The 24204-nt window shown below is 71.1% G+C and carries 24 protein-coding genes; 7 read left to right on the top strand and 17 right to left on the bottom strand.

From position 1 onward, the window contains the following. The first annotated feature begins 20 nt into the window (after positions 1-20). Positions 21-770, top strand: a complete 750-nt coding sequence (locus ACIRRY_RS41035; RefSeq protein ID WP_403983589.1) for an SDR family NAD(P)-dependent oxidoreductase — start codon at positions 21-23, stop codon at positions 768-770. A gap of 6 nt (positions 771-776) precedes the next feature. On the opposite strand, the gene ACIRRY_RS41030 is transcribed toward ACIRRY_RS41035, so the two are convergent. From ACIRRY_RS41030 to ACIRRY_RS40950, 17 genes are all read right to left on the bottom strand, one after another. Continuing rightward, positions 777-1829 (bottom strand): MBL fold metallo-hydrolase, encoded by a 1053-nt coding sequence (locus ACIRRY_RS41030; protein WP_403983587.1) that lies wholly within the window; start codon positions 1827-1829, stop codon positions 777-779. Continuing rightward, the gene (locus ACIRRY_RS41025) at positions 1826-3358 is read right to left on the bottom strand and encodes a class I adenylate-forming enzyme family protein (RefSeq protein WP_403983585.1); all 1533 of its coding nucleotides are present in this window, start codon (positions 3356-3358) and stop codon (positions 1826-1828) included. Before ACIRRY_RS41025 ends, ACIRRY_RS41030 begins: the two co-directional genes overlap by 4 nt. Before the next feature lie 48 nt (positions 3359-3406). Continuing rightward, entirely contained in the window at positions 3407-3757 is a 351-nt protein-coding gene (locus ACIRRY_RS41020) for an EthD family reductase (protein ID WP_403983583.1), read from the bottom strand. An 11-nt stretch (positions 3758-3768) separates the two neighbouring features. After that, positions 3769-4149: a hypothetical protein gene (locus ACIRRY_RS41015; RefSeq protein WP_403983581.1), complete on the bottom strand. Its 381-nt coding sequence runs from the start codon at positions 4147-4149 to the stop codon at positions 3769-3771. After that, positions 4146-4496 (bottom strand): nuclear transport factor 2 family protein, encoded by a 351-nt coding sequence (locus tag ACIRRY_RS41010; protein ID WP_403983579.1) that lies wholly within the window; start codon positions 4494-4496, stop codon positions 4146-4148. Before ACIRRY_RS41010 ends, ACIRRY_RS41015 begins: the two co-directional genes overlap by 4 nt. Before the next feature lie 142 nt (positions 4497-4638). Next, positions 4639-5265 (bottom strand): TetR/AcrR family transcriptional regulator, encoded by a 627-nt coding sequence (locus ACIRRY_RS41005; RefSeq protein WP_403983577.1) that lies wholly within the window; start codon positions 5263-5265, stop codon positions 4639-4641. A 234-nt stretch (positions 5266-5499) separates the two neighbouring features. Continuing rightward, complete coding sequence (locus ACIRRY_RS41000) at positions 5500-6354, bottom strand: enoyl-CoA hydratase/isomerase family protein (RefSeq protein ID WP_403983575.1); 855 nt, start codon at positions 6352-6354, stop codon at positions 5500-5502. Next, the gene (locus ACIRRY_RS40995; protein ID WP_403983573.1) at positions 6351-7127 is read right to left on the bottom strand and encodes an SDR family NAD(P)-dependent oxidoreductase; all 777 of its coding nucleotides are present in this window, start codon (positions 7125-7127) and stop codon (positions 6351-6353) included. The genes ACIRRY_RS41000 and ACIRRY_RS40995 overlap by 4 nt, the downstream gene beginning before the upstream one ends. Further along, complete coding sequence (locus ACIRRY_RS40990) at positions 7124-7933, bottom strand: SDR family oxidoreductase (RefSeq protein WP_403983571.1); 810 nt, start codon at positions 7931-7933, stop codon at positions 7124-7126. The genes ACIRRY_RS40995 and ACIRRY_RS40990 overlap by 4 nt, the downstream gene beginning before the upstream one ends. After that, positions 7930-9144: an acyl-CoA dehydrogenase family protein gene (locus ACIRRY_RS40985; protein ID WP_403983569.1), complete on the bottom strand. Its 1215-nt coding sequence runs from the start codon at positions 9142-9144 to the stop codon at positions 7930-7932. The genes ACIRRY_RS40990 and ACIRRY_RS40985 overlap by 4 nt, the downstream gene beginning before the upstream one ends. A gap of 12 nt (positions 9145-9156) precedes the next feature. Further along, positions 9157-10125: a phosphotransferase family protein gene (locus ACIRRY_RS40980; protein ID WP_403983567.1), complete on the bottom strand. Its 969-nt coding sequence runs from the start codon at positions 10123-10125 to the stop codon at positions 9157-9159. Continuing rightward, entirely contained in the window at positions 10122-11333 is a 1212-nt protein-coding gene (locus ACIRRY_RS40975; protein WP_403983565.1) for an acyl-CoA dehydrogenase family protein, read from the bottom strand. The genes ACIRRY_RS40980 and ACIRRY_RS40975 overlap by 4 nt, the downstream gene beginning before the upstream one ends. A gap of 35 nt (positions 11334-11368) precedes the next feature. After that, positions 11369-12517 (bottom strand): thiolase family protein, encoded by a 1149-nt coding sequence (locus ACIRRY_RS40970; protein WP_403983563.1) that lies wholly within the window; start codon positions 12515-12517, stop codon positions 11369-11371. Next, a complete protein-coding gene (locus tag ACIRRY_RS40965) occupies positions 12514-12867 on the bottom strand; it encodes a Zn-ribbon domain-containing OB-fold protein (RefSeq protein ID WP_403983561.1) in 354 nt (117 codons plus the stop codon). The genes ACIRRY_RS40970 and ACIRRY_RS40965 overlap by 4 nt, the downstream gene beginning before the upstream one ends. A gap of 5 nt (positions 12868-12872) precedes the next feature. Next, complete coding sequence (locus ACIRRY_RS40960) at positions 12873-13661, bottom strand: enoyl-CoA hydratase/isomerase family protein (RefSeq protein ID WP_366499084.1); 789 nt, start codon at positions 13659-13661, stop codon at positions 12873-12875. Positions 13662-13753: 92 nt separating this feature from the next. Next, positions 13754-14878: an acyl-CoA dehydrogenase family protein gene (locus ACIRRY_RS40955; RefSeq protein WP_403983558.1), complete on the bottom strand. Its 1125-nt coding sequence runs from the start codon at positions 14876-14878 to the stop codon at positions 13754-13756. A 118-nt stretch (positions 14879-14996) separates the two neighbouring features. Beyond that, positions 14997-15791, bottom strand: coding sequence for an SDR family NAD(P)-dependent oxidoreductase (locus ACIRRY_RS40950; RefSeq protein ID WP_403983556.1), 795 nt, complete (start codon positions 15789-15791; stop codon positions 14997-14999). Positions 15792-15852: 61 nt separating this feature from the next. On the opposite strand from ACIRRY_RS40950, the gene ACIRRY_RS40945 reads away from it, so the two are divergent. From ACIRRY_RS40945 to ACIRRY_RS40920, 6 genes are all read left to right on the top strand, one after another. Further along, positions 15853-16932 (top strand): NAD(P)-dependent alcohol dehydrogenase, encoded by a 1080-nt coding sequence (locus ACIRRY_RS40945; RefSeq protein WP_403983554.1) that lies wholly within the window; start codon positions 15853-15855, stop codon positions 16930-16932. A 119-nt stretch (positions 16933-17051) separates the two neighbouring features. Continuing rightward, a complete protein-coding gene (locus ACIRRY_RS40940; protein ID WP_403983552.1) occupies positions 17052-18410 on the top strand; it encodes an FAD-dependent oxidoreductase in 1359 nt (452 codons plus the stop codon). 163 nt (positions 18411-18573) lie between these two features. Then, entirely contained in the window at positions 18574-19443 is an 870-nt protein-coding gene (locus tag ACIRRY_RS40935) for a branched-chain amino acid ABC transporter permease (protein ID WP_403983550.1), read from the top strand. A 12-nt stretch (positions 19444-19455) separates the two neighbouring features. Beyond that, the gene (locus ACIRRY_RS40930; RefSeq protein ID WP_403983548.1) at positions 19456-21984 is read left to right on the top strand and encodes an ATP-binding cassette domain-containing protein; all 2529 of its coding nucleotides are present in this window, start codon (positions 19456-19458) and stop codon (positions 21982-21984) included. Between the two features lie 49 nt (positions 21985-22033). Continuing rightward, the gene (locus ACIRRY_RS40925; RefSeq protein WP_403983546.1) at positions 22034-23242 is read left to right on the top strand and encodes an ABC transporter substrate-binding protein; all 1209 of its coding nucleotides are present in this window, start codon (positions 22034-22036) and stop codon (positions 23240-23242) included. A 236-nt stretch (positions 23243-23478) separates the two neighbouring features. After that, positions 23479-24156, top strand: a complete 678-nt coding sequence (locus ACIRRY_RS40920) for a class I SAM-dependent methyltransferase (RefSeq protein ID WP_403983544.1) — start codon at positions 23479-23481, stop codon at positions 24154-24156. The last annotated feature ends 48 nt before the right edge of the window (positions 24157-24204 follow it).

The raw sequence follows: 24204 nt of genomic DNA, 5'->3' as shown, positions 1-24204 counted from the left end.
CCAGGAAATGAGGAGAACCGATGCAGCCCAGACTGGCCGGGAAGACGGCACTGGTGACCGGTGCCACGGGAGGCATCGGCGATGCCGTCGTGCGCAGGCTCGCGGCCGAGGGCGCGGCGGTCGTGGTGACCGACCTTGACGCCGATCGCTGCGCGAAGCTCGCCGGGGAGGTCGGGGGCGGTGCCCTCGGGATGGCCCTGGATGTCGCGGACGAGTCGGCGTGGAGCGAGGTCGTCCATGCGGCGACCGCCGCACTGGGCGAGCTGAACGTGCTGGTCAACAACGCCGGGATCGCCACCATGCATACGGTCGAGACCGAGACCATGGACTCCTGGGAGCGGGTGCTCGGTGTGACCCAGACCGGTGTCTGGCTCGGCATGAAGTACGGCGGCCCCTCCATCGAACGCTCCGGCGGCGGCTCGATCGTGAACGTCGCGTCGATCTTCGGCACGGTCGGCGGCTTCGGCGCGCAGTTCTCCTACCACGCGGCCAAGGGCGCCGTACGCCTCATGACGAAGAACGCCGCGCTGCACTGGGCGCAGCGCGGCGTGCGGGTGAACTCACTTCATCCCGGCTTCATCGAGACGCCCCGCTCCCGCGAACTGTGGCGTGACACGCCCCGGTTGAGCGCCATGGTGGAGGGAACGCCGCTCGGCCGACTGGGTACGCCCGATGAGGTGGCGGCCTGCGTGGCCTTCCTCGCCTCCGACGACGCGAGCTTCATGACCGGGTCCGAGCTGTACGTCGACGGGGGCTGGACGGCACGGTGAGCGACGCTAACCGGGTGTCGCCGTATACCGGTTGACCCCGTCGGACCGGGCGCACCGGGCGCGTCCGCGGTCCGCCAGTACGTCCAGGTGCGCCGCCGTCTCGTTGACGGCGAGCATCTGGTCGAAGGCGCCGAGGTCCCCGAAGAGAACCCTGCGCCGGGTCCAGCCGAGATCTCCCGCCACCTCGTACGCGGTGCGGGTGCGCTCACCGAGGGCGGTCAGCGCCTCGGCGAGCCGGTCGTCGTGGTGGGCCAGCAGCTCCCCGACCCGGGCGTGCACGCTGTCGCCGACCGGGCCGTGCGCGGGCAGCAGCCGGGCGTCCGCAAGGGTGGTCATCAGGTGGAGCGAGCCGAGGTAGTCGCCCAACGGGAGGGCGGGGCCGCCGAGTTCGAAGCCGATGGACGGGGTGATGTGCGGCAGGACGTGGTCCCCGGAGAACATCAGCCCCCGCGCACGGTCGAGGTAGACGACATGCCCCTGTGTGTGACCCGGAGTCGGGATCACCGTCAACCGCACGTCCCCGAAACGGAGTTCCTCCGCGTTCAGCCAGCGGTCGGGCGCCTCCCAGACGCTCGCGTCGAAGTCGCCGTCGTACATCCCCGAGACCCGCTCGGCGAGTTCGTGTGCCCCGGCGCGGCACAGTGTCTCCAGTGAGCCGACCGGCCGGTCCGTGCGCAGCTCGCCGAGCAACTCAAGACCGCGCCGCTCCCCTGCGCCGAGGTGGACGCGGGAGCCGAGCAGTCGGCGCAGTGCGACGGCCTGGGTGTAGTGGTCGCGGTGGATGTGGGTGACCAGGATGTGGTCGATCTCGCCGAGATCGTGGCCGAGTTGGGCCAGCGCGTCCTCAAGTGCTTTGCGGGACTCGGGAATCGACCAGCCCCCGTCGATCAGGACCAGGCCCTCCGTCAGCCCCTGCAACGCGTAGACATTGACCGCCCGCAGTCCGTCGTCCGGCAGCGGGAGGGGTATGCGATGGACCCCGGGCCGTACGGTCTCGGGTCCGGCCTGTGCCCAACGGCCGCGGTCGAAACGGGGAGTTCGGGTCGTCGGCGTGGTCATTCATCTCCTTGACGATGCGGGTCGAGGTGCGTGGCGAGCCCCGCGTGCAGGTCGTGGGCGAGCCTGCGGGCGCCCGACCGGTCGAGCTTGCCGACGGTGGTCTGGGGCAACTCGCCTACGGTGAAGGCGAATTCGGGCCACTTGGCCTTGGACAGGCCGGTGCCGGCGAGGTGTGCGGTGATCTCGTCGAGGCCGAGTTCGGCGTGACCGTCCTCCACCACGACGAGTACGGCGGCACGTTCGCCGAGGAGCGGGTCCGGCACAGGAGTCACGCAGGCGCGGGCCACCGCCGGATGCGCGGCTACGGCGCGTTCGATCTCGGTGATGTCGAGGTTGCGTCCGCCGCGGATGATGACGTCCTTCTCCCGGCCCATGACGGTGACCGTGCCGTCCTCGCCGGTGACCAGCAGGTCGCCGGTGGGGAAGAAGCCGTCCGGGGTGAGGGCCGGCGGTTCGACCTTGCCGTCCCGGGCGTAGCCGAGGAAGAGGGACGGGCCGCGGACCTGGGCCCGGCCGGTCGCCCCGGGCCCGAGAGGGGTGCCGTCCGGGGCGACGGCCCTGAGGTCGGTGCCGGGGAAGGGCCGTCCGTCGCGGCCGAGGCGGATCTCCTCGGGGTCCTCGGGCCGGGGTGAGGTGTGGCCGAGACACTCGGACATGCCGAAGACGCGCAGGATCCGTGTCCCCAGGGAGCGTTCGGCACGGGCGAGGGCCCCGCGGTCCATGGGGCCGCCGCCGACGGTGATCGAACGGACCCCGTCCAGGACCTTGGAACCGGCCGCCGCCGATCCCATCTGGAGGGCCATGGTGGGCACGCACATGGTCCACCGGACGTCGTGCGCGGCCATCCGCGCGAGCGCTTGCTCACGGTCCCAGCGGCCGGACAGCACGAGCGGTCCGCCCAGCATGAGCGCGAGGCCGACGCCGAAGCAGTAGGCGGCCGTGGAGGAGAGCGGGACGACGGCGGCCACCGCGTCCCCGGCGCGCAGGCCGTTGACGTCGATCGTGCAGGAGCACGCGTACCGCAGGGCGCTCTCGGACTGGACGACGCCCTTGGGCCGGCCGGTGGAGCCGGAGGTGAGGCCGATGAGCGTGCCGCCGGACCAGCGGGAGACATCGCGCGGGCCGAGTCCGGCGCGGACCGTCCACCCGTCGAGGGCCTCGGCGGTCACCGCGTCCGACAGCGCCGCGACACCGCCCCACTCCTCGATCGCGGACGGTTCGGCGATCAGTACGTCGGGGCGGATGTCCGCCACCGCGCCGGCGAACTCGGCGCGGGTCGTGTGCCTGTTGACCAAGGCCAGGACACCACCGGTCAGGCCCACGGCGAGGGTCGCCACGAAGGTGCGCCAGGAGTTGTCGGCCTGGAGCAGCACCGTGCCGCCGGGCGTGCCGTTCGGGTTCATCACCTCGGCCAACCCGGTTGCCCGCCGCAGCAGTTCATGTGCGCCGTGCGCTCCGTGGTCGTCGACGACGGCTGTGAAGTCGGCCTGTTCGGAGCGGTCGTAGAACTCCCGCACTGTCTGTCGCATCCACTTCCTCGCCTCGTTGCGAAGGGGGCGCTCCGGGTCGGCCCGGCGTTACGCCCCGGTGTGCTCGGTCCGCTGTGCCGGGCCGGCGTACAGTTCGGCCTCGCCGCCCATGACGGCGATCCGGCGTCCGCGCATGTCGCCGACCTGGGCGACGGCCGCCGCCCATTCCGGGCTGGCCAGTGCCGTGCGTAGGTCCTCGGGGGAGTCGAAGCCCAGGACGGAGAGGCCGTCCCAGCCCTCCGAGCGGGGTTCGAGGGCCGCGTCGAGGTCGGTGTGCCGCCAGGACCTGAGTCCGGGCAGGCGCCGGGTGAGTTCGGCGTGGTCGCCGCGCCACCACTCGATGAACCGTTCATGGGTCCACTCGGGCGGCCGGGCGGCGAGCAGGACGAGGTTGTACATCGTGTGTCTCCTCAGGTGAACAGGACCGCGGGCGAGCGCCCGATCAGCAGGCGCCGCACCCGGCCGTCGTCGTCCAGCCGGGCGGAGGCGACGAAGGTCGCCTCCGGCTCGCCCGACCTGCGCACCTCGCCGAGGTACAGCTCGTCCCGGCCGACGACGGACCCGGTGAGCAGGTGATGGGTGCGGACGCCCACCGCGCGCTGGGCGAGATAGCCCTCCATCTCGGCCCGGCCGCCGTGGAAGTCGGTGCCGGCGTCGCCGCCGGTCGAGAACAGGATGGAGAAGGAGAAGTCGTCGCTGATCAGGTCGAGGATCCGGTCGGCGTCGTCGCTGTCCAGGATCCCGAACCAGGTGGTCAGGAACGGGGCGGCGGACGTGGCCGGCGCGCTCACGGCCGGTCCACGAGGTCGAAGTCGGGCGTGAAGAACGACTGGTAGCGCGCCATCAGTCCGGCCGGAGACACCTGTGCGGCGGACAGGAAGGCCCCGCTCGTCACTCCACCGTCGACGACGAAGCCGTACGCCGTCTCGACGTCACCGTCGACCGAGTACCGCACGATCTCGTGCCTGCGGTCCACCGCGTTCCGTCCGGCGATGTAGCCGGCGAAGTCCTCGCGTGACGTGCCGGTCCGGCCGCCGCCCGGCAGCGCGATCAGGAACCGGAAGTCGGGTTCCAGGAGTTCGAGGGCCTTTTCCGGGTCCTGGCCGTCCATTCTGGCCATGTATTCGCGAAGCACCATCGCAGATCGCTCTCCCTCAGCACCACGGGTCCGACACCGATGCGTCCACCACCAAAGGGTCCGACCTCAATAAACAACCTGAGTTCAGTTCAGTTTGACTGTAAGGCGGCATCCCCGCCCCCGACAAGGGGCGGGGCAGGGGCTATTCGGCGACCATCCGCACCACGCACCCCTCGATCATCTCGCTGATCTCCGACAGGGGGATCGCCCCGGTCGGGCGGTACCAGCGCCAGACGCTCACGATCATGCCGAGCACCGAAAGGCCGAGCGTGTGGGCGTCACGGAGCGGGAACACGCCCTTCGACATGCCGCGCATCAGCAGACTCGTCCAGTCCCGCTCGACCATCTGGACCAGTTGACGGGCCGCGACGCGCTCGGTCTCCTCGCGCTTGGACTTCCGCGGATTGGCGAGCAGGGACATGTTGGCCTGGAGGATGCGCATCTGGCGGATCTCCTGCTCGGTCACCGCGAAGGCGGACCGCACCGCCGCGCGCACCTCCTCCACCGGGTCCGTCTCGTCCTTCGTGGCCTCGACGAACTGGTCGTGGGAGCGCTGGAGTTCGAGCCGCATGATGGTGAGCAGGCAGTGGGCCTTGGACTCGAAGTAGTGGTACAGGGCGGTCTGCCCGATGCCGACCTTGTCGGCCACGTCCGACCACTTGGTGTTCTCGTAGCCGTCCTCCCCGAACCGCTCCACGGCCGCCACGAGGATCGCGCCGCGCTTCGACCGGGGCCCTTCCTCCGGATCCACGATCCGTGCCCTCGCCATCGCCACTCCCTTTCCTTGGCGACCGGTGCCGATCGCCTTCCGGCCCGTCCGAGAGTAGACCCAAGTTCAAGTCGGCTACGAATCGAAGATCGACCGGGCTCGCCGGCTTGCCGTGTGGTCCGGTGAGGGGCGGGATTCGGTATGACCGCCGCCGACCGAATCGGGGGCGGGGTTCGATGAGACCGATGCCGGCCGTTCGGCCGGGGCGGGGTCCCGCGCGCTTCCGTCATTTGGTCACACCGAGCCACCCCTGCCGGACCGGGACGGCGATCGATCGATACCGACACCCTCAATCTCACCCCCCTCACTCCCACGGACCGCGAAAGCAGCCCGGCGCCCCGCGAGAAACGCCGCCACCCCCTCCCGCCCCTCCCACGACACCGCCGCGGCGGCCAGCTGGCGGGCCTCCGCGTCGAGGTGTTCGTCGAGGCCGGCGGTGAGCGACCGGTCGACCAGCCGCCGTGTCGCGCCGTACGCCCCCGTGGCCCCGCGCGCCAGCGTGCCCGCCGTCCGCATGGCTTCGTCGTTCAGCCGGTCCGGCTCCACGACCCGGCTCACCAGGCCCATGCTCAGCGCCTCCGCGGCCGATACGCGTCGGTTGGTCAGCAGCAGGTCCATCGCCCGGCGCGGTCCGACGAGCCGGGGGAGTGACCAGCTGACCCCGGCGTCCGGCGTGTACCCGATCGCGGTGTACGCGGCTGTGAAGCCGGCGTCGGTCGCCGCGAGGCTCACGTCCGCCGCCGCGACCAGCCCCAGGCCCGCACCCGCGACAGCCCCCTGCGCGGCGACGACCAGCGGGGCGTCCAGTCCGGCGAGGATCCGCAGCGCCGCGTGCAGCGCGTCGGTGACGTCGGTGAGGTGCTCCCGGAGGCGCTCCTGTGGCAGCGCGGCGAACTCCTTCAGATCGCCGCCGACGCAGAAGGATCGCCCCTGCGCGGTGAGCAGCACCGCCCGGACCCGCGCCCGCTCGCACTCCTCGGCCGCGTCCCGCAGCGCCCTGGCCATCGTCAGGTCGATCGCGTTGCCCGCCCCTCGGCACATCTCGATCCGGGCCAGGCCGTGGCCGTCGATCTCGACCGTGACCCTCATCGCGCCGTCCACCCGCCGTCCACGGTGAGAACGTGCCCGGTGCAGTACGAGGACGCGTCGGACGCCAGGTAGAGCAACGCCCCGTCCAGTTCGCCCTGTTCGCCGCCGCGCCCCAGCATCGTGCCGCGCTCGACCCAGCGCCGGGCGCGCTCGTCGGAGAAGAGCTCGTCGGTCATCTCGGAGCGGAACCAGCCTGGGGCAAGGGAGTTGACCCGTACTCCCAACTGCCCCCACTGTCCCGCCAGTTCACGGGTCAGCCCGACAAGCCCCGCCTTGGAGGCGGCGTAGGCCGCGCCGCCGAGCGGCGCACCGGAGACCAGCCCGAGGACGGACGAGATGTTCACGATCGACCGGGTCGTACGACCGTGGTCGTGGGCCGGAGCTTCCGCCAGCAGGCGCGCGAGGTGGAAGGGCGCGACGAGATTCACGGCCAGTACGTCCGCGAAGTCGTCGGCGCTCTCGTCCTCGGCGCGCACGGCGCCGGACATCCCGGCGTTGTTCACGAGCACATCGACACGCCCGGTCTCCTCGAGCGCCGTCTCCATCAGCCGTATGCGGTCCTCCGCCCGCGAGACATCGCAGACGACGGGATGGATACGCGGGTCCTCGTCGGCGAGTTCCTTGAGTTTCTCCAGCCGTCGGGCGGCGGCGAGGACGGTCGCGCCCGCCGCGGCCAGCACCAGGGCGAACCGGGCGCCGAGCCCGGACGACGCGCCGGTGACCACGGCGGTCCGGCCGTGCAGCGAGAACAGGTCGGTGATCTCCTGGCTCACTCCTCCACCCCGATCGGCAGCACGGTCGCCCCGCCGTCCAGAACCAGGGTCTGCCCCGTCATCCACGACGAAGCCCCGGATGCCAGGAAGAGGGCCGCGTGCGCCACGTCCTCCACCGTCCCGAGTCGACGCAGCGGCAGCCTCGCGGTCAGCACCGGCTCCCTGGGCTCCCAGACGGCCCGGGCCAGTTCGGTCTTGATGAGCCCGGGTGCGATCGCGTTCACGCGCACCAACGGGCCCAGTTCGTAGGCGAGTTGACGGGTCATGTGGAGCATGGCCGCCTTGGTGGCGTTGTACCAGCCGATGTGGGGGTCGACGATCAGGCCGCCGACGGAGGCTATGTTGACGACGGATCCGCCGTGCTCCCGCATCGAGGCCTGCCAGGCGGACCGGGTCCAGGCGATCATGCCGTACTGGTTGACGCGTACGGTCTTCTCCGCGCGGGGGAGGTCGAGGCCGAGGAGATCGCCCATGTAGGGGTTGGTGGCCGCGTTGTTGACCAGGATGTCGAGGCGGCCGAAGCGGGACACGGTCTCCTCGACGCAGCGCTCGGCGTCCTCGGGCTCCCCGGCGTTGGCGACCACCTCGTGCACCTCGCCGTCGCCCTTGGCCCGCAGCAACTCCTCGCGGGCGGCGGCCAGTCCGTCCGGTTTCCGGGCGGCGACGACCACATGGGCGCCCGCCTCCCGGTACGCCTTGGCGATCCCGAGGCCGATGCCCCGGGAGCCGCCGGTGATCACGGCGACCCGGCCGCCGAGAGCCTGCCGCCCGTACAGCGACTGTCCGTCCGTCTCGTGTCTGTTCACGCCGACTCCCCTGGATACTTGGCCAGTTCACGTCGCGCGACCGTCCGCAGATGCACCTCGTCCGGACCGTCCGCGATCCGCAGGGCCCGGGTGATCGCGTACAGCCGCGCCAGTACGGTGTCGTCGCTGACCCCTGCTGCTCCGTGTGCCTGCACGGCCCGGTCGACCACCCGGTGGGCCACCTCCAGCGCGGCCACCTTGATCGCGGCGACCTCGGTACGGGCCGCCGCGTTGCCCTGGGTGTCCATCAGCCAGGCCGACTTGAGGACCAGCAGCCGTAGTTGCTCGATCTCGATCCGGCTGCGGGCGATCCACTCCCGGATCACGCCCTGTTCGGCGAGCGCGCCCCCGAAGGCGCTGCGGGTCAGAGTTCGCCGGCACATCAACTCCAGTGCCCGCTCGGCGAATCCGACCGCGCGCATCGCGTAGTGCATGCGCCCGGGACCCAATCGCCCCTGGGCCAGGGCGAATCCCTCACCCTCGCCGACCAGCACTGCCGACACCGGGACCCGCACGTCCTCGAAGAGCACGTCACCGTGGCCGCACCGGTCGGTGTAGCCGAACATCGGCAGATCGCGCAGCACGGTGATCCCGGGGGTGTCGCGCGGGATCAGCAGCATGCTCTGCTGCCGGTACGCGGGCGCGTCCGGGTCGGTGACCCCCATCAGGATGATCAGCCGGCAGTCCGGGTCGAGGATCCCGGACGTGTACCACTTGTGGCCGTTGACGACGTACTCGTCGCCGTCGCGGGTGATGCGCGTACGGATGTTGCGCGCGTCGGAGCTGGCGACCTCGGGCTCGGTCATGGCGAAGCAGGAGCGGATCTCGGCGGCCAGCAACGGGCGCAGCCAGCGCTCCTGTTGCTCGGCCGAACCGAAGAGGGCGAGCAGTTCCATGTTGCCGGTGTCGGGGGCCGAGCAGTTGAACACCTCGGGGCCGATGATCGAGCGTCCGGCCAGCTCGGCGAGCGGCGCGTATTCGAGGTTGGTGAGGCCGGCGCCCAGTTCGCCGTGGGCGAGGAACAGGTTCCACAGGCCCTCGGCGCGTGCCTTCTCCTTCAACTCGCGCATGATGGGCGGCAGTTCGTGCGGGTCGGCGGCCTCGGCGAGTTGTCGGTCGAAGACGTCCTCGGCGGGCAGGACGTACTCGTCCATGAACGCGGCCATGCGCGAGCGGAGTTCGTCGGCCTTCGGTGAGAGTCCGAAATCCATGGTGCTGCTCCTTCAGGACCGTCGGGCGAGGAGGCCGCGCGCGGTGCGGATCATCGCCGCGATCGTCGGCGGCAGCCGCTCCTGGTCGGGGTCGTGGTGCTTGCCCTCGCGGTGTCTGCGCAGGTTGTGGCCCATGATCGCGGCCATCTTGGTGCGGGCGAGGGCGCGGAACCAGTCGAGGTCGGGGGGTTCGGGCCGGCCGTCGAGGTAGGCGGCGAGCAACTCGTCCTCGTCGGGCAGACCGGGTACGGCCCGGCCGAGCCGGGGGAAGTTGCGGTGGTCGGCGAAGAGGAGGAACCAGCCGAGGTCGATGCGCGGATCGCCGTACCCCCAGATCTCCCAGTCGACCACGGCGGCGGGCTGTTCGCCCTGGCACAGGACGTTGCCGAGGCGGAAGTCGCCGTGGGTCAGGGCGGGTTCGATGCCGGCGGGGGGCGTGGCGGTGAGGGTGGCGAGCAAGGCCTCGCCGCCTGGGCGGAGTTCCGTCGGAACGGCCCGCATGGTGCGGCGCCACTGCTCCAACTCGCCTGCGGGGGAGCGGGGTTCGTCACCCTTCGCATCGGTCCGATGCAGTGCGCGCAGGACGGGGGCCAGAGCCAGCATCCGGGTCCGGCACAGTCCCGGGTCGAGCCGGTGTTCGTCGAGGACCGGCTCGATCGCCTCCCCTTCGACGAACTCCATGGCGAACCAGGCCGGTTCACCTTCGTCAACGGCGACCACACTCGGCACGGGTACCGGCGATCCGGCCAGCGCGCGCAGCACCCGGGCCTGGCGCAGCACGTCGTTGCGGCCCACGGGCCGCTGCCCGGGCGGCACCGCCTTGACGACGTACGAGACCGGACCGGCAGCGATGCGGTAGGTGAGTCCCGAGTGGCCGCCGGGCAGGGTGCGCAACTCCCCGATGGGCACGCCGGGATGGTGTTCCGCCAGTCGTGTGCGGACCCGTGCCGCGAGTGCGGTGACCTCGGTCGTGGTGGTCAACGTCCCGTCCCCTTCGGTTCCTTGGGCAGTCCCAGCACCCGTTCCGCCAGGATGGTGCGCTGGATCTCGTCGCTGCCCCCGGCGATGCGGTATCCGGGTGCGCCGAGCAGGTGCTCGGTCCAGGCGTATGTGCCCCACTCCCCGGTGTCGGCGGCGAGGCGTGGCCCGAGGAGTTGCTGGACCAGGTCGGTGGTGGCGCGCATGGTCGCGGTGGCGTGGAGCTTGCCGACCGAGGCCTCGGCGCCGGGTTCACGGCCGGCGGCCAGGGCGGCTGTGACGCGCAGGGCGATCAGCCGCTGGACCAGGGCGCGGGCGAACAGGTCGGCCGCCTGCTGCTGTTCACCGCCGGTGAGCGGACGGGGGAGGTTCCGGGCGAGGTCGAGGGCGCGCTCGGCGTTGTCCAGCCCGAGGCCGCCGGAGTCGAGACGCTCGGCGGCCAGCACGCTGAGGGTCACCCGCCAGCCCGCGCCGACCGGCCCGAGCCGGTCGCTGTCGGGCACGAACACGTCGTCCAGATAGACCTCGTTGAAGCTGGCGCCGCCGGTCATCTGGCGGATGGGCCGTACGGTCACACCCGGTGCGTCCATGCGGACCAGGAAGACCGTGATGCCCGCGTGCTGGGGCACGGTGGGGTCCGAGCGGCAGACGGCGACACCCCAGGTGGCGACGCGGGCGCCGGAGGTCCAGATCTTGTGGCCGGTCAGCGTCCAGCCGTCGCCGTTCGGGATGGCCCGGGTGCGGACGGCGGCGAGATCGGAGCCGGCCTCGGTCTCGGAGAACAACTGGCAGGCGAGTTCGTCGGTGCGCAGCATGGGGCGCAGCCAGCGCCGCTTCTGTTCGTCGGTGCCCCAGATCCGGATCGCGGGTGCAACGAGTTGCTGGGTGACCGGGAAGATCTCGGTGCGTCGCGGTACGTCGAAGTCGGCTTCCTCGGCACGGTACAACTGCTCGTAGTACGAGGGCAGTTCGCGTCCGCCGTACTCCGGGGGCCAGCCGATCGCGCCCCAGCCCTGGTCGTAGCGGGTGCGTTCCCAGTCCCGTGTCCGGTCGGTGTGGGCGTGTTCCTCGGGCTCGGTCCAGTTCTCGAAGACGGCCACCGAGTCGTCGCCGCTGCCCCATTCCCGGTGTGCGGCGCGCGCTGTCGCCGCGCCCTTCAGCCAACTCCGGGCGTCGGCACGGAACTCGTCGGGGTCGGGTATGCCGTCCATGGCGGTCCTTCCTCCTTTCAGCAGGTCGGTACGGTTCAGCGGGTCAGTACGGTGCAGGCGCTGACGCCGGGCGCTCCGTAGACGTGGGTGAAGCCGGTCGCCGGATCGTTGGGCACCTGCCGTTCGCCGGCCCGGCCCCTCAACTGCTGGACGATCTCGTGGACTTGGCGCAGTCCGGAGGCGCCGATGGGCTCGCCGTTGGCGATGCAGCCGCCGTCGGTGTTGACCGGCAGCGAGCCGCCGATGCCCGTCGCCCCGAACGGGATGAGCGACTCCTGGTCGCCGTGCACGCAGAACCCGCACTCGGCCATGTGCATCACCTCGGCACCGCTCTCGGTGTCCTGCAACTGGCACACGTCGATGTCACAGGGCCCCAACCCGGCCTCCTCGAAGGCGAGTCGGGCGGCGTCGGCGGTCACACTCGTCGGTGTCCCGACCGGCGCCCAGGGGCTGAACACCTCGAAGGAGCCGAACCGCCGGGTCCGTACGACGGCCGCGCGCAACGCAACGGGAGTACCGCCGAGTCGGCGGGCCACCGCCCGGCTGCACAGGACCAGGGCGACAGCGCCCTGCCCCGGCGAGCAGAACATGTACCGGGTGAGGGGGTCGTTGACCATGCCGGACGCGAGGATCTCGGCCGCGTCGAGCGGCTTGCGGCGCCAGGCGTGGGGATTGAGCACCCCGTTCGCGTACGCCTTCTCGGCGACGAGGGCCAGGGTGCGCGGGCTGATGCCGTAGTCGTGCATGTAGCGCTGGATCTTCATGGCGAAGAACTGCGTGGTGACCATCAACCCGTCGCGGCCGTAGGACTCGTCGAGCCCCCAGTCGGCGGGCCGCGGATCGAAGGCACCGCGCGGATGCTTGTCGAAACCGACGGCGAGGGCCACGTCCGCCGCCCCGGACCGGATCGCGTTGACGGCCGACACGAGCGCGCTGCCGCCGGTGGCGCAGCCGTTGCGGACATTGGTGAACGGCACTCCGGTCAGGCCGAGTTCGGCGACCAGGGTGTCGGCGTTACCGGCCGCGTCACTGCCGCCGTAGGCCGCGCGCACCCGGGCCCACGGCAGCTCGGCGTCGGCGAGGGCGGCCCGCACGGCCCGGACGGCGAGCTGCCGGCCGCTCTCCTCCGTACGGGCGAAGGAGGTGATCCCGGCCCCGCAGACGAGGACTTCATCGGCAGTCATACGACGGCTCCCGTGGCCCTCGGTACCCCGTCGCCCGCCGAGATCGTCATCGGCATGCCGATCTCGGCGTCCTCGGGCCGGATGTCGAGGGCCGCCAACACCCGTACGCCTTCAAGCAGTTCGATGTAGCCGACGGCGAACGGCGTGAACCCGGCGGCGGGCGGGGCGTACGGCGGCGACTTGGGCGCGTACCGCTGCACGGTCCAGGTCCACAGCGTGCCCGTACCGGAGAGCTCGACCGGCTCGGCCGGTCCGCCGCAGCGCGGGCACGCCGGGTCGGCGGGGTAGGCGGCCACCGCGCAGTGGGCGCACCGGGAGCCGCGCAGCCGGCCCCCGGCCTGTGACGACACGGCGCTCAGCGCCCCTTCCACTGCGGTTCCCGCTTCTCCAGGAAGGCCGCCACACCCTCCGCGGCGTCCTCGGAGTTGAGCATCACGCCGACCGCGAGGTGCTCCATGACCATCAGCGACTGGATGTCGGCGTCGAGGCTGCGGTCGATGGTCATCTTGGTGATCCACATGGTGAACGGGCTCTTGTCGACGAGCTGGTCGGCGAACTCCTCGACCGTGGCGTCCAACTTGTCGGCGGGAGCCGAGGAGTTGATGAGACCGAACTCCGCGGCCTCGACCCCGGTGAGCAGCTTGCCGGTGAGCATCAGCTCCTTGGTCTTGCGGACGCCGATCATGCGCGGCACCCGGTAGATGGGACCGGCACCGCCGAACAGGGCGCGGCGGATGTGGAAGTCGCCGATGAGGGCGTCGTCCGCGGCGATCGCGAAGTCGCAGGAGATCATCAACTCGAAGCCACCCGCGGTGACATGACCTTCGAGGACGGCGATGGACGGGGTCTTCATCGAGTAGAGCCGGTCACAGACCTTCGCCGACAGCACGGCGACGTCGATCGCGTTGGACCTGCCCACGAACTCGGCCTTGAGGCTGTCCAGGTCGAACCCGGAGCAGAAGGTGTTCCCGCGACCGCGCAGCACCAGCACACGCAGTTCGGGGTCCGCGTCGACCTCGGTGATGATCTCGTCGAGTCGGTTGAGGATCGGCACGGTCACGCAGTTCTTCTTGTGCGGGCGGTTCAGCCAGACCCGCGCCACCTGTCCGTCGCGCTCGAACTGGATCTCGTCTTCGACTGCCATGAGCTCCTCCAAACTGAACTGAATTGAGTTCGATTCTGTGGGCGGATGGATGCCCCTGTCAATGGATCGGGAAGCGATCGGCCGGTAAGCGATCAGCCGGCGAGGCCGAGCAGTCCGGCCAGGCGCAGGCGGTGGTCGTCACCCGTGCCGAACAACGCCTCGTCCGCCCGCGCCCGGCGCAGATACAAATGGGCCGGGTGCTCCCAGGTGAAGCCGATACCGCCGTGGAGCTGCACGTATTCCGTGGTCGCGAGCCGGTAGGCGCCGGTGCACACGACCGCTGCGGCACCGGCGGCGAGCGGAAGTTCCGGCGATGCCGAGGCGAGGCAGGCACTCGCGTACGCGGAGGCCGACCGCGCCCCCTCGATCTCGACCAGCAGATCGGCCAGTCGATGCTTGACCGCCTGGAACGAACCGATGGCCCGCCCGAACTGAACCCGTTGGGACACATGGCCGAGTACGGCGTCCAACGCGTGCCCGCTGCCACCGACATGCTCGGCCGCCAGACTCACCCGCCCGGCGTCGAGCGCGGCCTCGACAACTCCCGCCGCCTGCGCGGCCTCACCGACCGGCTCGGCACGTGCTCCCCGGAAGCGGACGAGTGCCTGGCGCCGTGTGGGATCGAGGACCGTGCGAGGCGTACGGTCGCTGGTCGCGCCGTCCGGCTCACAGGCGAACAATCGCTCCCCGTCGGGCGCGCGGGCCATGACCAGCAGCAGATCGGCCCCCTCGCCGTCGGGCACGAAGTCGGCGTCTCCACGCAACACCCAGCCGCTGGGGCCCTGTTCGGCCGTCACGGCGGAAGGGTGCAGGAATCCGACGACCGTCGCCGTGAGCGCACCGGAAGCGATTCCCGGCAGCCATCGCGCACAGGCCCGCCGATCACCACTCGCCAGCAGGGCATGCCCGGCGAGGACAACTGTGGTGAGCAGGGGAGCGGGGCACAGAACACGCCCCAACTCCTGTAGGGCGACGGCAAGTTCGGCGTACGTATACCCGGCGCCGCCGTACTCCTCGGGCAACGCGAGCCCATGCACCCCGATCTCTCCGGCGAGCCGCTCCCAGAGCGCCTGGTCATATCCACGCGGGCTGTCGACCTGTGCGCGAACATCCTCGGGTCCACAGGATTCGCCGAGCAAGTCCCGTAGAACCACACGCAGTTGACGCTGCTCGTCAGTCTCCAGCAGCACTTCGGGACCCACATCAAGCGGAAACATCCCAACCTCCCTCGCTCGAACCCACCTGTAGGGGCGCGGGGTTGTATCGATTTGCGGCTCCGCCGCGTGGGCGCGACCAGCCACGGCGAACCCGCGGTCGCCCACCACCGTTGGCCCCTCAAACCGTGAACCGCCCCCCATTCGCAAGCACCACCGCCCCCACCACATTCGCCGCGTCCTCACTCACCAGAAACAGCGCGACATCGGCGATCTCCTCCGGCGTGGCGTAGGCGCGCACCCCGGGCTCAGCGAACCCCCGCCGAAGCGCCGCAGGCGTCCGCGCCGCCATCCCCGTCTCCGTCGGCCCCGGCGCCACCGTGTTGACGCGGACGCCGAACGCGATGGCCTCCTTGGCGACCGACTGACTCACGGCATGCGCGCCGGCCTTTGAGGCCGCGTAGTGCGGATAACCGGACTGGGCGTCGAAGGCCGAGGACGAGCCGACCGTGACGACGGCCCCGGACCCGCGAGGCCCCATGACCCGCAGAGCCGCACGCAGAACGTGGAACGTGCCGTCCAGATTGACGCGCATGACGCGCCGCCACGCGTCGTCGCCGAGCCGCCCCGTGACCTCAGGCGACCGCCCCGCGACCAACGCCTCGGCGATCCACTCCTTGGCCGCGGGGTCGTCGACTCCGGCCGCGTGCACCACGATGTCGAGCCGCCCGTGCCGGCGTACGGCCTCGCCGAAAGCGCTGTCGACCTGCGCCGGTTCGGCCACGTCGAGCGTCAGCGGGCGCGCTCGCGGCAGGTCCTTCGCGACGGCCTCCGCCGCCGGGCCGTCGACATCCGTGACGAGGACGTCGGCCCCCTGCGCGGAAAGTCGCCGAGCGACCGCCGCGCCGATGCCGGATCCCGCGCCCGTGACGAGCGCGATCCGCCCGTCGAAACGCCCCGCGTGCTCACCGCCCATGCACGGTCACCACCCCACATTCGGCACCTGAACTGACTTCATGTTTGTTACTGTCGCATGTATGTCAACAGGCGGGAAGAACGCGCGAGCGGTCCGGCTGACCCGTTGGGGCGGCCCACCGGTCCTCACCGAGGTGGCGCAGCCCACCCCCACGGACGAAGAGATCCTGATCCAGGTGGAGGCGGCCGGCCTCTGCCGTTCGGACCTCCATGTCATCGACTCCCGACCGGGAGACCTCCCCTACCGGCTCCCGTTCACCCTGGGACACGAGGTCGCGGGCCGGGTGCTGCGACGCGGCCCACTGGCGACGGGACCGGCGGTCGGCGAGCGGGTGATCGTCTACGGCCCCTGGGGCTGCGGGAGTTGTGCGCGCTGCGCGGTCGGTGCGGAGAACTACTGCGACCGGCGCACGGCGCTGGACGCCGATCGCGTCGGCACGGGGGCGGGCCTGGGGCGCGACGGCGGAATGGCGGACCTGCTGCTCGTGCCGTCCGGGCGGCTGCTGGTCCCGGTGGGCGACCTGGATGCCGTCCAGGCGGCGCCCTTGTCGGACGCCGGGCTCACCGCCTACCACGCCGTGGCCATGGTCCGGCATGCCTTGGGTGACGGCGTGGGAGGGCATGTGGTGGTCCTTGGTATCGGCGGGCTGGGGCATCTCGCCGTCCAGATCCTGCGCGCCACGACGACCGCGCGGATCCTGGCCGTGGACGTGCGCGAGGAGGCTCTCGCCCTCGCCGAGGAGTGCGGCGCGCACTTCGCCACGCTGCTGCGGCCGGACACCGCACGGGTCCTGCGGGACCGGACCGACGGTGTCGGGGCGACGGCGGTGCTCGACTTCGTCGGCAGCCGGTCCAGCCTGGAACTCGCGGTAGGGGTGCTGCGGGCGGGCGGAGAGCTGGCCGTGGTGGGCAGCGGCGGGGGGGAGGTGGCCGTGCGCAAGCCAGGTTCGCTCCCTCCGGGCGCGCGGATCTCGCTGCCGTTCTGGGGGACCCTGCCCGAGCTGGAAGCGGTCGCCGCCCTCGCGCGGAAGGGCGCGCTGAAGGTCGGTGTCGAGCGGTTCGCGCTGTCGTGCGCGGCGGAGGCGATCGAGAGGCTTCGGTCCGGTGCGGTACGCGGGCGCGCGGTCCTCGTGCCCGACTGACGGCCCGCGCGGCCGAAACCCGTATCACCGCATCCTCCGTCGTCCATCCTCTCGACTCCAGAAGTGAGTTCAATTAGCGTCGGATTCCAGTCAGCGACACAGAGGCGGTGGGACCCGTTATGGACACGGAGACAGTGGATCTGCTGGTGATCGGCGGTGGCATGGCAGGTCTCTCGGCCGCCGCCCGGGTGGCCGCTGAGGGCGGTTCGGTGGTGCTGGTGGAGAAGGCGGAACGCACCGGCGGCTCCGCCCGCTTCGCCGGTTTCGTGTGGACGACCCCGACCGTCGAGGAGATGCGCCGGGTCAACCCGGACGGTGATCCCGAGTTGGCCGCCGCCCTGCTGGACGGGTTCGCCGACGGCGTGGCCTGGATCCGGTCCCTCGGCGTGGACTGCCGTCCGCCGGTGCCGGTGCTCGGTTTCGGCCGGGGCCATCAGCTCGACACGAACCACTACCTCGACACGTGCGAGCGACTGATCCGCGACCGGGGCCAAGACGTGCTGACCGGCACGTGGACCCAGTCCCTCGTGACGGAGAACGGGGTGGTCAAAGGGGCGAACGTCCTGCTGCCGGACGGAACTCCGCGCCGCATCGAGGCCACCTGGACGCTGCTCGCGACCGGCGGTTTCCAGGGCGATCCGGATCTGCGCGCCGAACACATCCACCCGCGGGCCGCCGACATCGGGCTACGGGCCAATCCGCACAGCCGGGGCGACGGCCTGGCGCTCGGGCGGACCGTGGACGCGGTCTTCGGCAGGAAGGACGCGGGGTTCTACGGCCATCTGATGCCGGCCGGCGTCTCGCTCGCCGACCCGGCACGCTTCGTGGACCTGGCGCTCTACTACAGCGAGCACGCCCTGCTGTTCGACATCACCGGTGAGCGCTTCGTCGACGAGACGGTCGGGGACCATCTCACCGCGATGGCACTGCTCGAACGACCGGAAGCGCGCGGCCTGTTGGTGGCCGACGCGCGGGTGCACCGGGAGTGGATCAGCGCCTCGTACGTGGAGGGCATCCCCGGAGTGGACAAGTTCCAGCTCTGCCATCGCGCCGGTGCTCGCAGCGCGGTGGCGGACAGCCTGGAGGACTTCGCGTCGATGCCCGAGGAGTGGGGCTATCCCGGCGCCGTGATCCGCGACCGGATCGAGGAGTTCAACGCCGTCGCGGGCGCGAACGGGAGCCCGGTGCCCGGCCGTCGCCTCGACCGACCGCCGCTCGACGAGCCGCCGTTCTACGTCGTCGAGGCGGCCCCGGCGATCACGTTCACCTTCGGCGGCCTGCTGATCGACACCGGGGCGCACGCACTGTCGGCGGCCTCCGACGGGCAGGCGCCGATCCCGGGCCTGCTGGCGGCCGGCGCCGACGCGGGCGGCCTGTACCGGCGTGCCTATGCGGGCGGTCTCGCCCCGGCGCTGGTCTTCGGCCTGGCGGCGGCACGCACCGCGCTCGCCGGTTCACCGTCGGCCACCGGGTGCTGAGCCCGCTCGGGCCGCCCGGCACAAATCCCGTGCACGAGGCTTGCCCCTCCGGCGCGACAGTGCCTAGCTTACTGAAGTGAGTTCACTTTAACTCAAGGCTCCGTGAGGTGATCATGCTTCCCGCACATGTGGCGCGAACGCGCTCTTCCCCGAAGGAGGGACTGTGAGTCAGTTCCTGCTCGTCCTGGTGAGCGGTGTGGCCAGTGGAGCCGTCTACGGCCTCATGGGTCTCGGGCTGGTCATCATCTACCGGGCCACGGACGTCGTGAACTTCGCGATGGCGTCGCTCGCGACCCTCGGCCTGTACGTGGCGCTCTCGCTGCACGACCGCGGTGTGGCCACGATCCTCGGCATCCTCGCCGCCGTCGTGATCACGGTGGTGGCGGGCCTGCTCGTACGGGAGACGGTCATCCGGCCGCTCGGTCAGGGCCAGTTGTTCTCCGCCCTCGTCGTGACGATGGGCGTGTCCCTGATCGCGGAGAACGTGGCCGGATCGATCTGGGGCGACCAGCCCAAGTCCTTCCCCAGTCTGGTCGACGGGACGGTGCGCTGGTCGGGGGCCGCGGTGCCGACCCAGAGTCTGCTGACGATCGGTGTCGCCGCCGTGGCGATGGCTCTGGTCGGGTACCTGTTCGCGCGCACCACGATCGGTTCGGCCATGCGTGCCGCCGCCGAATCGGCGGAGACCGCGCGCGTGGTCGGGCTCAGTTCGCAACGGCTGGCCCGGATCTCCTGGGCGCTCGGCCTGGGCCTCGCCGCCCTCGCCGCCTGCCTGTACGCACCACGGTCCGGCCTGGTGCCCACCGCACTGGTCGCGCCGCTCTTCCGGTCCTTCGCCGGCATCTTCCTCGGCGGCCTGACCAGCATGTACGGCGCCGTCCTCGGCGGACTGACCATCGGCGTCCTGGACAACCTGGCGGCGAACTACGTCTCCGCCAGCTTCCGGGACACGTTCGTTTTCTCCTTCACCGTGCTGGTGCTGCTGATCCGCCCGCAGGGCATGTTCGGCACCCGCACCTTCCAACGGGTCTGAGGGGTCGCATCCATGGTCTTCAACCGTTCCCTCCTGGCACGGGCCGCCCTGGGCCCGGCGGCCGGCGCGGTGCTCATGGCGTTCATGGCCTCCGGCGCGATCCCCGCGTACCAGATGTACTCGGTGGGGCTCGCGGCCGTGTACACGATCGTCATCCTGTCGGTAGGCCTGCTCGCCGGCTGGTCCGGCATCTGGTCGGTGGGCCACCCCGCGTTCTTCGCCATCGGCGCCTACTTCGCCGCGTACGGCAGCGGTCACGGCTGGTCCCTGGAGACGGTGGTCCTCGGCGCGGTCGCCGCCGGTGCCGCGCTGGGCGCCTTCCTGGGATACGCGGGCGCCAGGTTCTCGGTGCTCTACATCGCCCTGCTGACCCTCGCGTTCACGACGGTGACCCTGGAGCTGATCAACCGCTGGAGCAGCGTGACCGGCGGCGACCAGGGCGTGCCGGTGGTCCAACTGCGCAGCGCCCTCGGCTTCGGCACCCTCGCGGGCGGCGGCACCGAGACCCAGTACCTGGCGGTCGGCGCCGCGGCCGTCGTCCTCGCGCTGGCCGTACCGGCCGCCGCCTCCGGGCTGCGGATGCGCCTGGTGGCCGCCAAGTCGCATCCCCTGGCCGCTCGTACGACCGGCATCGCGCCGGAGGCCCAGTCCGCTCTGTCGTTCGCGGTGAGCGGGGCGTGCACCTGCTTCGCGGGCGTACTGCTCGGACTGCTCACCGGGTTCGTGAGCCCGGACCCGTTCTCGCTGACGTTCGGCATCTCGCTGATCGCGGCCTGCGTGCTCGGCGGGGTCGGCACGATCGTCGGCGCCGTGGTCGGCGGCGTCTACCTCACCTGGAACCCCTCGCTCTCCTCCGCCGTGGGACTGCCCCAACCCGTCGTGCAGGGCCTCGTGTTGATCGCGGTGCTGCTCTTCCTGCCGGGCGGGGTCGTGCCGTTCCTCGGCCGGCTCGCGGGCCGTGTCCTGCGCCGGTCGCCCGCCCCACACCTGCCGTCGTCGTCCGAGGAGCCGCCGGTTTCCGCGTCGCCGCCATCCGCGTCCGATGCCCCCGGCGACGGACCCGAACTGCTGCGCCTGGAAAACGTCTCGGTCTCGTACGGAGGCCTCAAGGCCCTGGAGGACGCCTCCTTGACACTCCGTCAGAACGAGATCCTGGCGATCATCGGTCCCAACGGGGCCGGAAAGACAACGCTGTTGAACGCCCTGTCCGGACTGACCGGCAACGGCCGGGTGAGCGGGACCGCCGACTTCGCCGGGCAACCGCTGCTGGGAGCCAGGGCGACCGCGCGGCGGCGGCTGGGCATCGGGCGTACGTTCCAGCACGCGGAGGTGTTCTCCGAACTCACCGTCGCGGAGAACGTGTTGTGCACCCGGCGCCGGATCACCGCCGGGCACCGGGCCGATGTCGCGCGACTGCTGCGGTCCGTGGGTCTCGCCGAGGTGGCCGAACGCCGCCCGGGAGAGCTGCCCTTCGGCCTCCAGAAGCGTCTCGACCTGGCGCGCGCGATGGCCGAGAAACCGAAACTGCTGATCCTGGACGAGCCCTTCGGCGGCCTCGACGCGGGCGAACGGGCGCTGCTGGCAGGGCACATCAGGCGGCTGCACGCCGACGGCACCGCCGTGGTGGTCATCGACCACGTCCTGGACGACCTGTTCTCCGTCGCCCACCGGGTGCTCGCGTTCGACTTCGGGCGCACGATCGGCGAGGGCACCCCGGACACCGTGCTCAAGGACCCGAAGGTGCGGTCGTCCTACCTGGGAACAGTCGAGGGCAGGACCCGGCCGCCCGAGCGCGTGGGCGAGCGGAGCATGATCCGCCTGCACGGGGTCGGCCACACCTATGGTGGGGTCGTCGCGCTCCGGGACGTCGACCTCGATGTCCGCCAGGGGGTGGTGCTGGGCATCGCCGGAGCCAACGGTGCGGGCAAGAGCACGCTGGCAGGCATCCTGCACGGATCACTCGAACCCGCCCGTGGACAAAGGGAGTTGGGCGGAGTCGTCCGCACCAGCCTGGCGCCGGAAGGCCGGGCCCTGTTCAAGACGCTGTCCCTGCGCGAGAACCTCGAAGTCGCCGCGTACGCGGCGGGCATCACCGGTGCGCCGCTGCGCGAGCGGATGGAGGAGACCGTCCAGTGGTTGCCGGCGCGGTTGCGCGACCGGATGTCCGCAGCCGCCGGTGGACTCTCGGGTGGCGAACAGCAGATGCTCGCCATCGCCCGGGCCCTGATCGTCGCGCCGGACGTGCTGATCGTCGACGAACCGGCCCTCGGACTCGCCCCCGCCCTGGTCGACGAGGTCTACGACCGGCTCGCCCGGCTGGCCCACGAGGGTCTGACCGTCGTCCTGCTCGAACAACTCCTCAGCCGCGCCCTGTCCGTGTGCCACGAGGTGGCCGTACTGCACGAGGGCGTCGTCGCGGCCCGAGGGCGGCCCGGCGACCCGGAGTTCGCGGCCCTGGCGGAATCGGCGTACTTCAGCGGCGGCCGGGATCAGGCCACCCCTGCGGCAGTGACCAACACCCGTACCTCCCCGGTGAATTGACAGCTCGTACCGAACCCCGCACCGAACCCTGTACCGAACGAGGTGGACCGTGTTCCGGACCCAGAGAAAACTCCGCCGCGCCACGGGCGCGATGGCCGTCATGGCCGCGGTGGCACTCACCGCCAACGCCTGTGCCGGCCAGGACTCCGCGACTGCCGGTGGCAGTTCCTCCGAGATCCACATCGGCGCGTGGCTCCCTCTCAGCGGCGCCACCGCGACATACGGCGTGGGCGAAAAGGCGGGCGCCGACGCGTACTTCAAGATGGTCAACGCGCAGGGCGGCGTCAACGGCCGCAAGATCACATGGACCGTCAAGGACAACGCGGCAGATCCGCAGCAGACCGTTCAGATCGCGCGCGAACTGGTCGGGCAGGACAAGGTTGTTGCCATCGTCAACGCGAACGGCACGGCGCAGGCGGAAGCGGCCTTCCCGTTCGTCCTCAACCAGTCCAAGGTGCCGGTCCTCAACGAGGTCGGCGGCACCGAGTCCTGGTACAAGCCCTCGCGCTCCGGGCTGTTCGGCACACAGACCCTCTACGAGGACCAGGCGGCGGCGATCGCCGCGTGGGCGGTGCAGGACGGCGCGAAGAAGATCCTCGTGGTCCACAGTGACCCGGCCGCGTTCGTGAACGTGGCCAAGCAGGTGGAGCCCGTCGCGAAGAAACTCGACCCCTCGGTCGAGGTCGACCGGCTGCCGGTCAAGTACCAGACCACCGACTACACGCCCGTGATCAGCAAGGTGAAGGCCGCGAAGACGCAGGCGGTCGTCCTGATCCTCACCTCACCCGAAGCCGCCGCCTTCCTCAAGGAGGCCAAGCTCCAGGGTCTGTCCCTGCCCACCTACGCCTACGCACCGGTGGCCGCCGAGTCGACGCTCGCGCTGGCCAAGGACGCCGCCGAGGGACTCAAGGCCGTACAACTGGTGAAGGCGCCCTCCGACGACGACCCCGCGGTGAAGGAGTTCCGGACCGCGATGGCCAAGTACGAGCCTGGTCAGGACGCGGGGTTCCTCGCGCTGTGGGGCTGGAGCAACGCGAAGGTGTTCGCCGAGATCGCGAAGACCATCAAGGGGCCCGTCACGTCCAAGGCCATCATCGCGGCGTACGAGAAGGCGTCTTCGGTGGATCCCGGGGTGTCACCGGTGATGAAGTTCAGCGCGAGCGATCACCTCGGCACGCGCAGTGTGCAGCGCGTGGTCGTGAAGAACGGCGTGTGGACGTCCGTCGGCGACTTCTACACGCCGCCGGCTCGCGACTGAACGGTCCTCTCGGACACCGCGGACGGGGCCGCGCGATCATCGTGGCCCCGGTCCGGTGGACCACAGGGCTGGGCTCCGTACGGTTTGATCCCGAACGATCAGTGTGAGTCGGAAAGGCCGTGACCGGTGCCTCTCGTGCCGTCTGCGCTGTGCCCTTTCACCGTGCCTCGGCCGACGTTTTGCCGGAGCGGCAACAGGATTGGCGTGACCGGGAGGTGGTGGGTGACCGTGGGCCGGTGACCGACAACATCGCAGGATCGCCCGCGCCCGACACCTTCTTGCCCGCCGACGGATACGTCGGAGACCCCGAGGTCCGGGCGGAGTGGGACAACCGCTACGCCGACCGCCTACAACTGTGGAGCGGCCGGCCCAACGGCGCGCTCGTGGCCGAGGTCGCCGGGCTCACGCCCGGACGGGTACTCGATGTCGGCTGCGGCGAGGGCGCGGACGCCGTCTGGCTCGCGCGCGGCGGCTGGGACGTGACCGCGCTCGAAGTCTCGGGCGTGGCGCTGGAGCGGGCCGCGGGCCACGCGAGGGACGCCGGTGTCACCGTCCGCTGGGTGCACGCCGCCCTGACGGAAGCGGCACTTCCCTCGGCCTCCTTCGACCTGGTCTCCGCGCAGTACCCGGCCCTGCTGCGGACACCCGACGCCGCGGCCGAGCGAGCGCTGCTCGCGGCCGTCGCGCCCGGCGGCGTACTGCTGCTCGTGCACCACGCGGGGATGGACACGCGGCACGAACACGACGGCGGGTTCGACCCGGCCGACTACGTCTGGCCCTCCATGGTCGCCGCCCTGCTCGACGACGACTGGACGGTGGAGGTGGACGAGCAGCGGCCACGGGTGGCACCTGACGGCGGCGCCGGTGCGCACCACGCCGATGACGTGGTGCTGCGGGCACGTCGACTGCGCTGACGGCCCGTCCGCCGAAGGCGGGCTCGGCGCTTGAGGGTGGCCATCCTG

Source organism: Streptomyces sp. NPDC101776 (genome assembly GCF_044766845.1).
In the GTDB taxonomy this organism is placed as follows: domain Bacteria; phylum Actinomycetota; class Actinomycetes; order Streptomycetales; family Streptomycetaceae; genus Streptomyces.
Note: the sequence above shows the minus strand (reverse complement) of the source record. Positions and strands in the feature narration are given on the sequence as shown.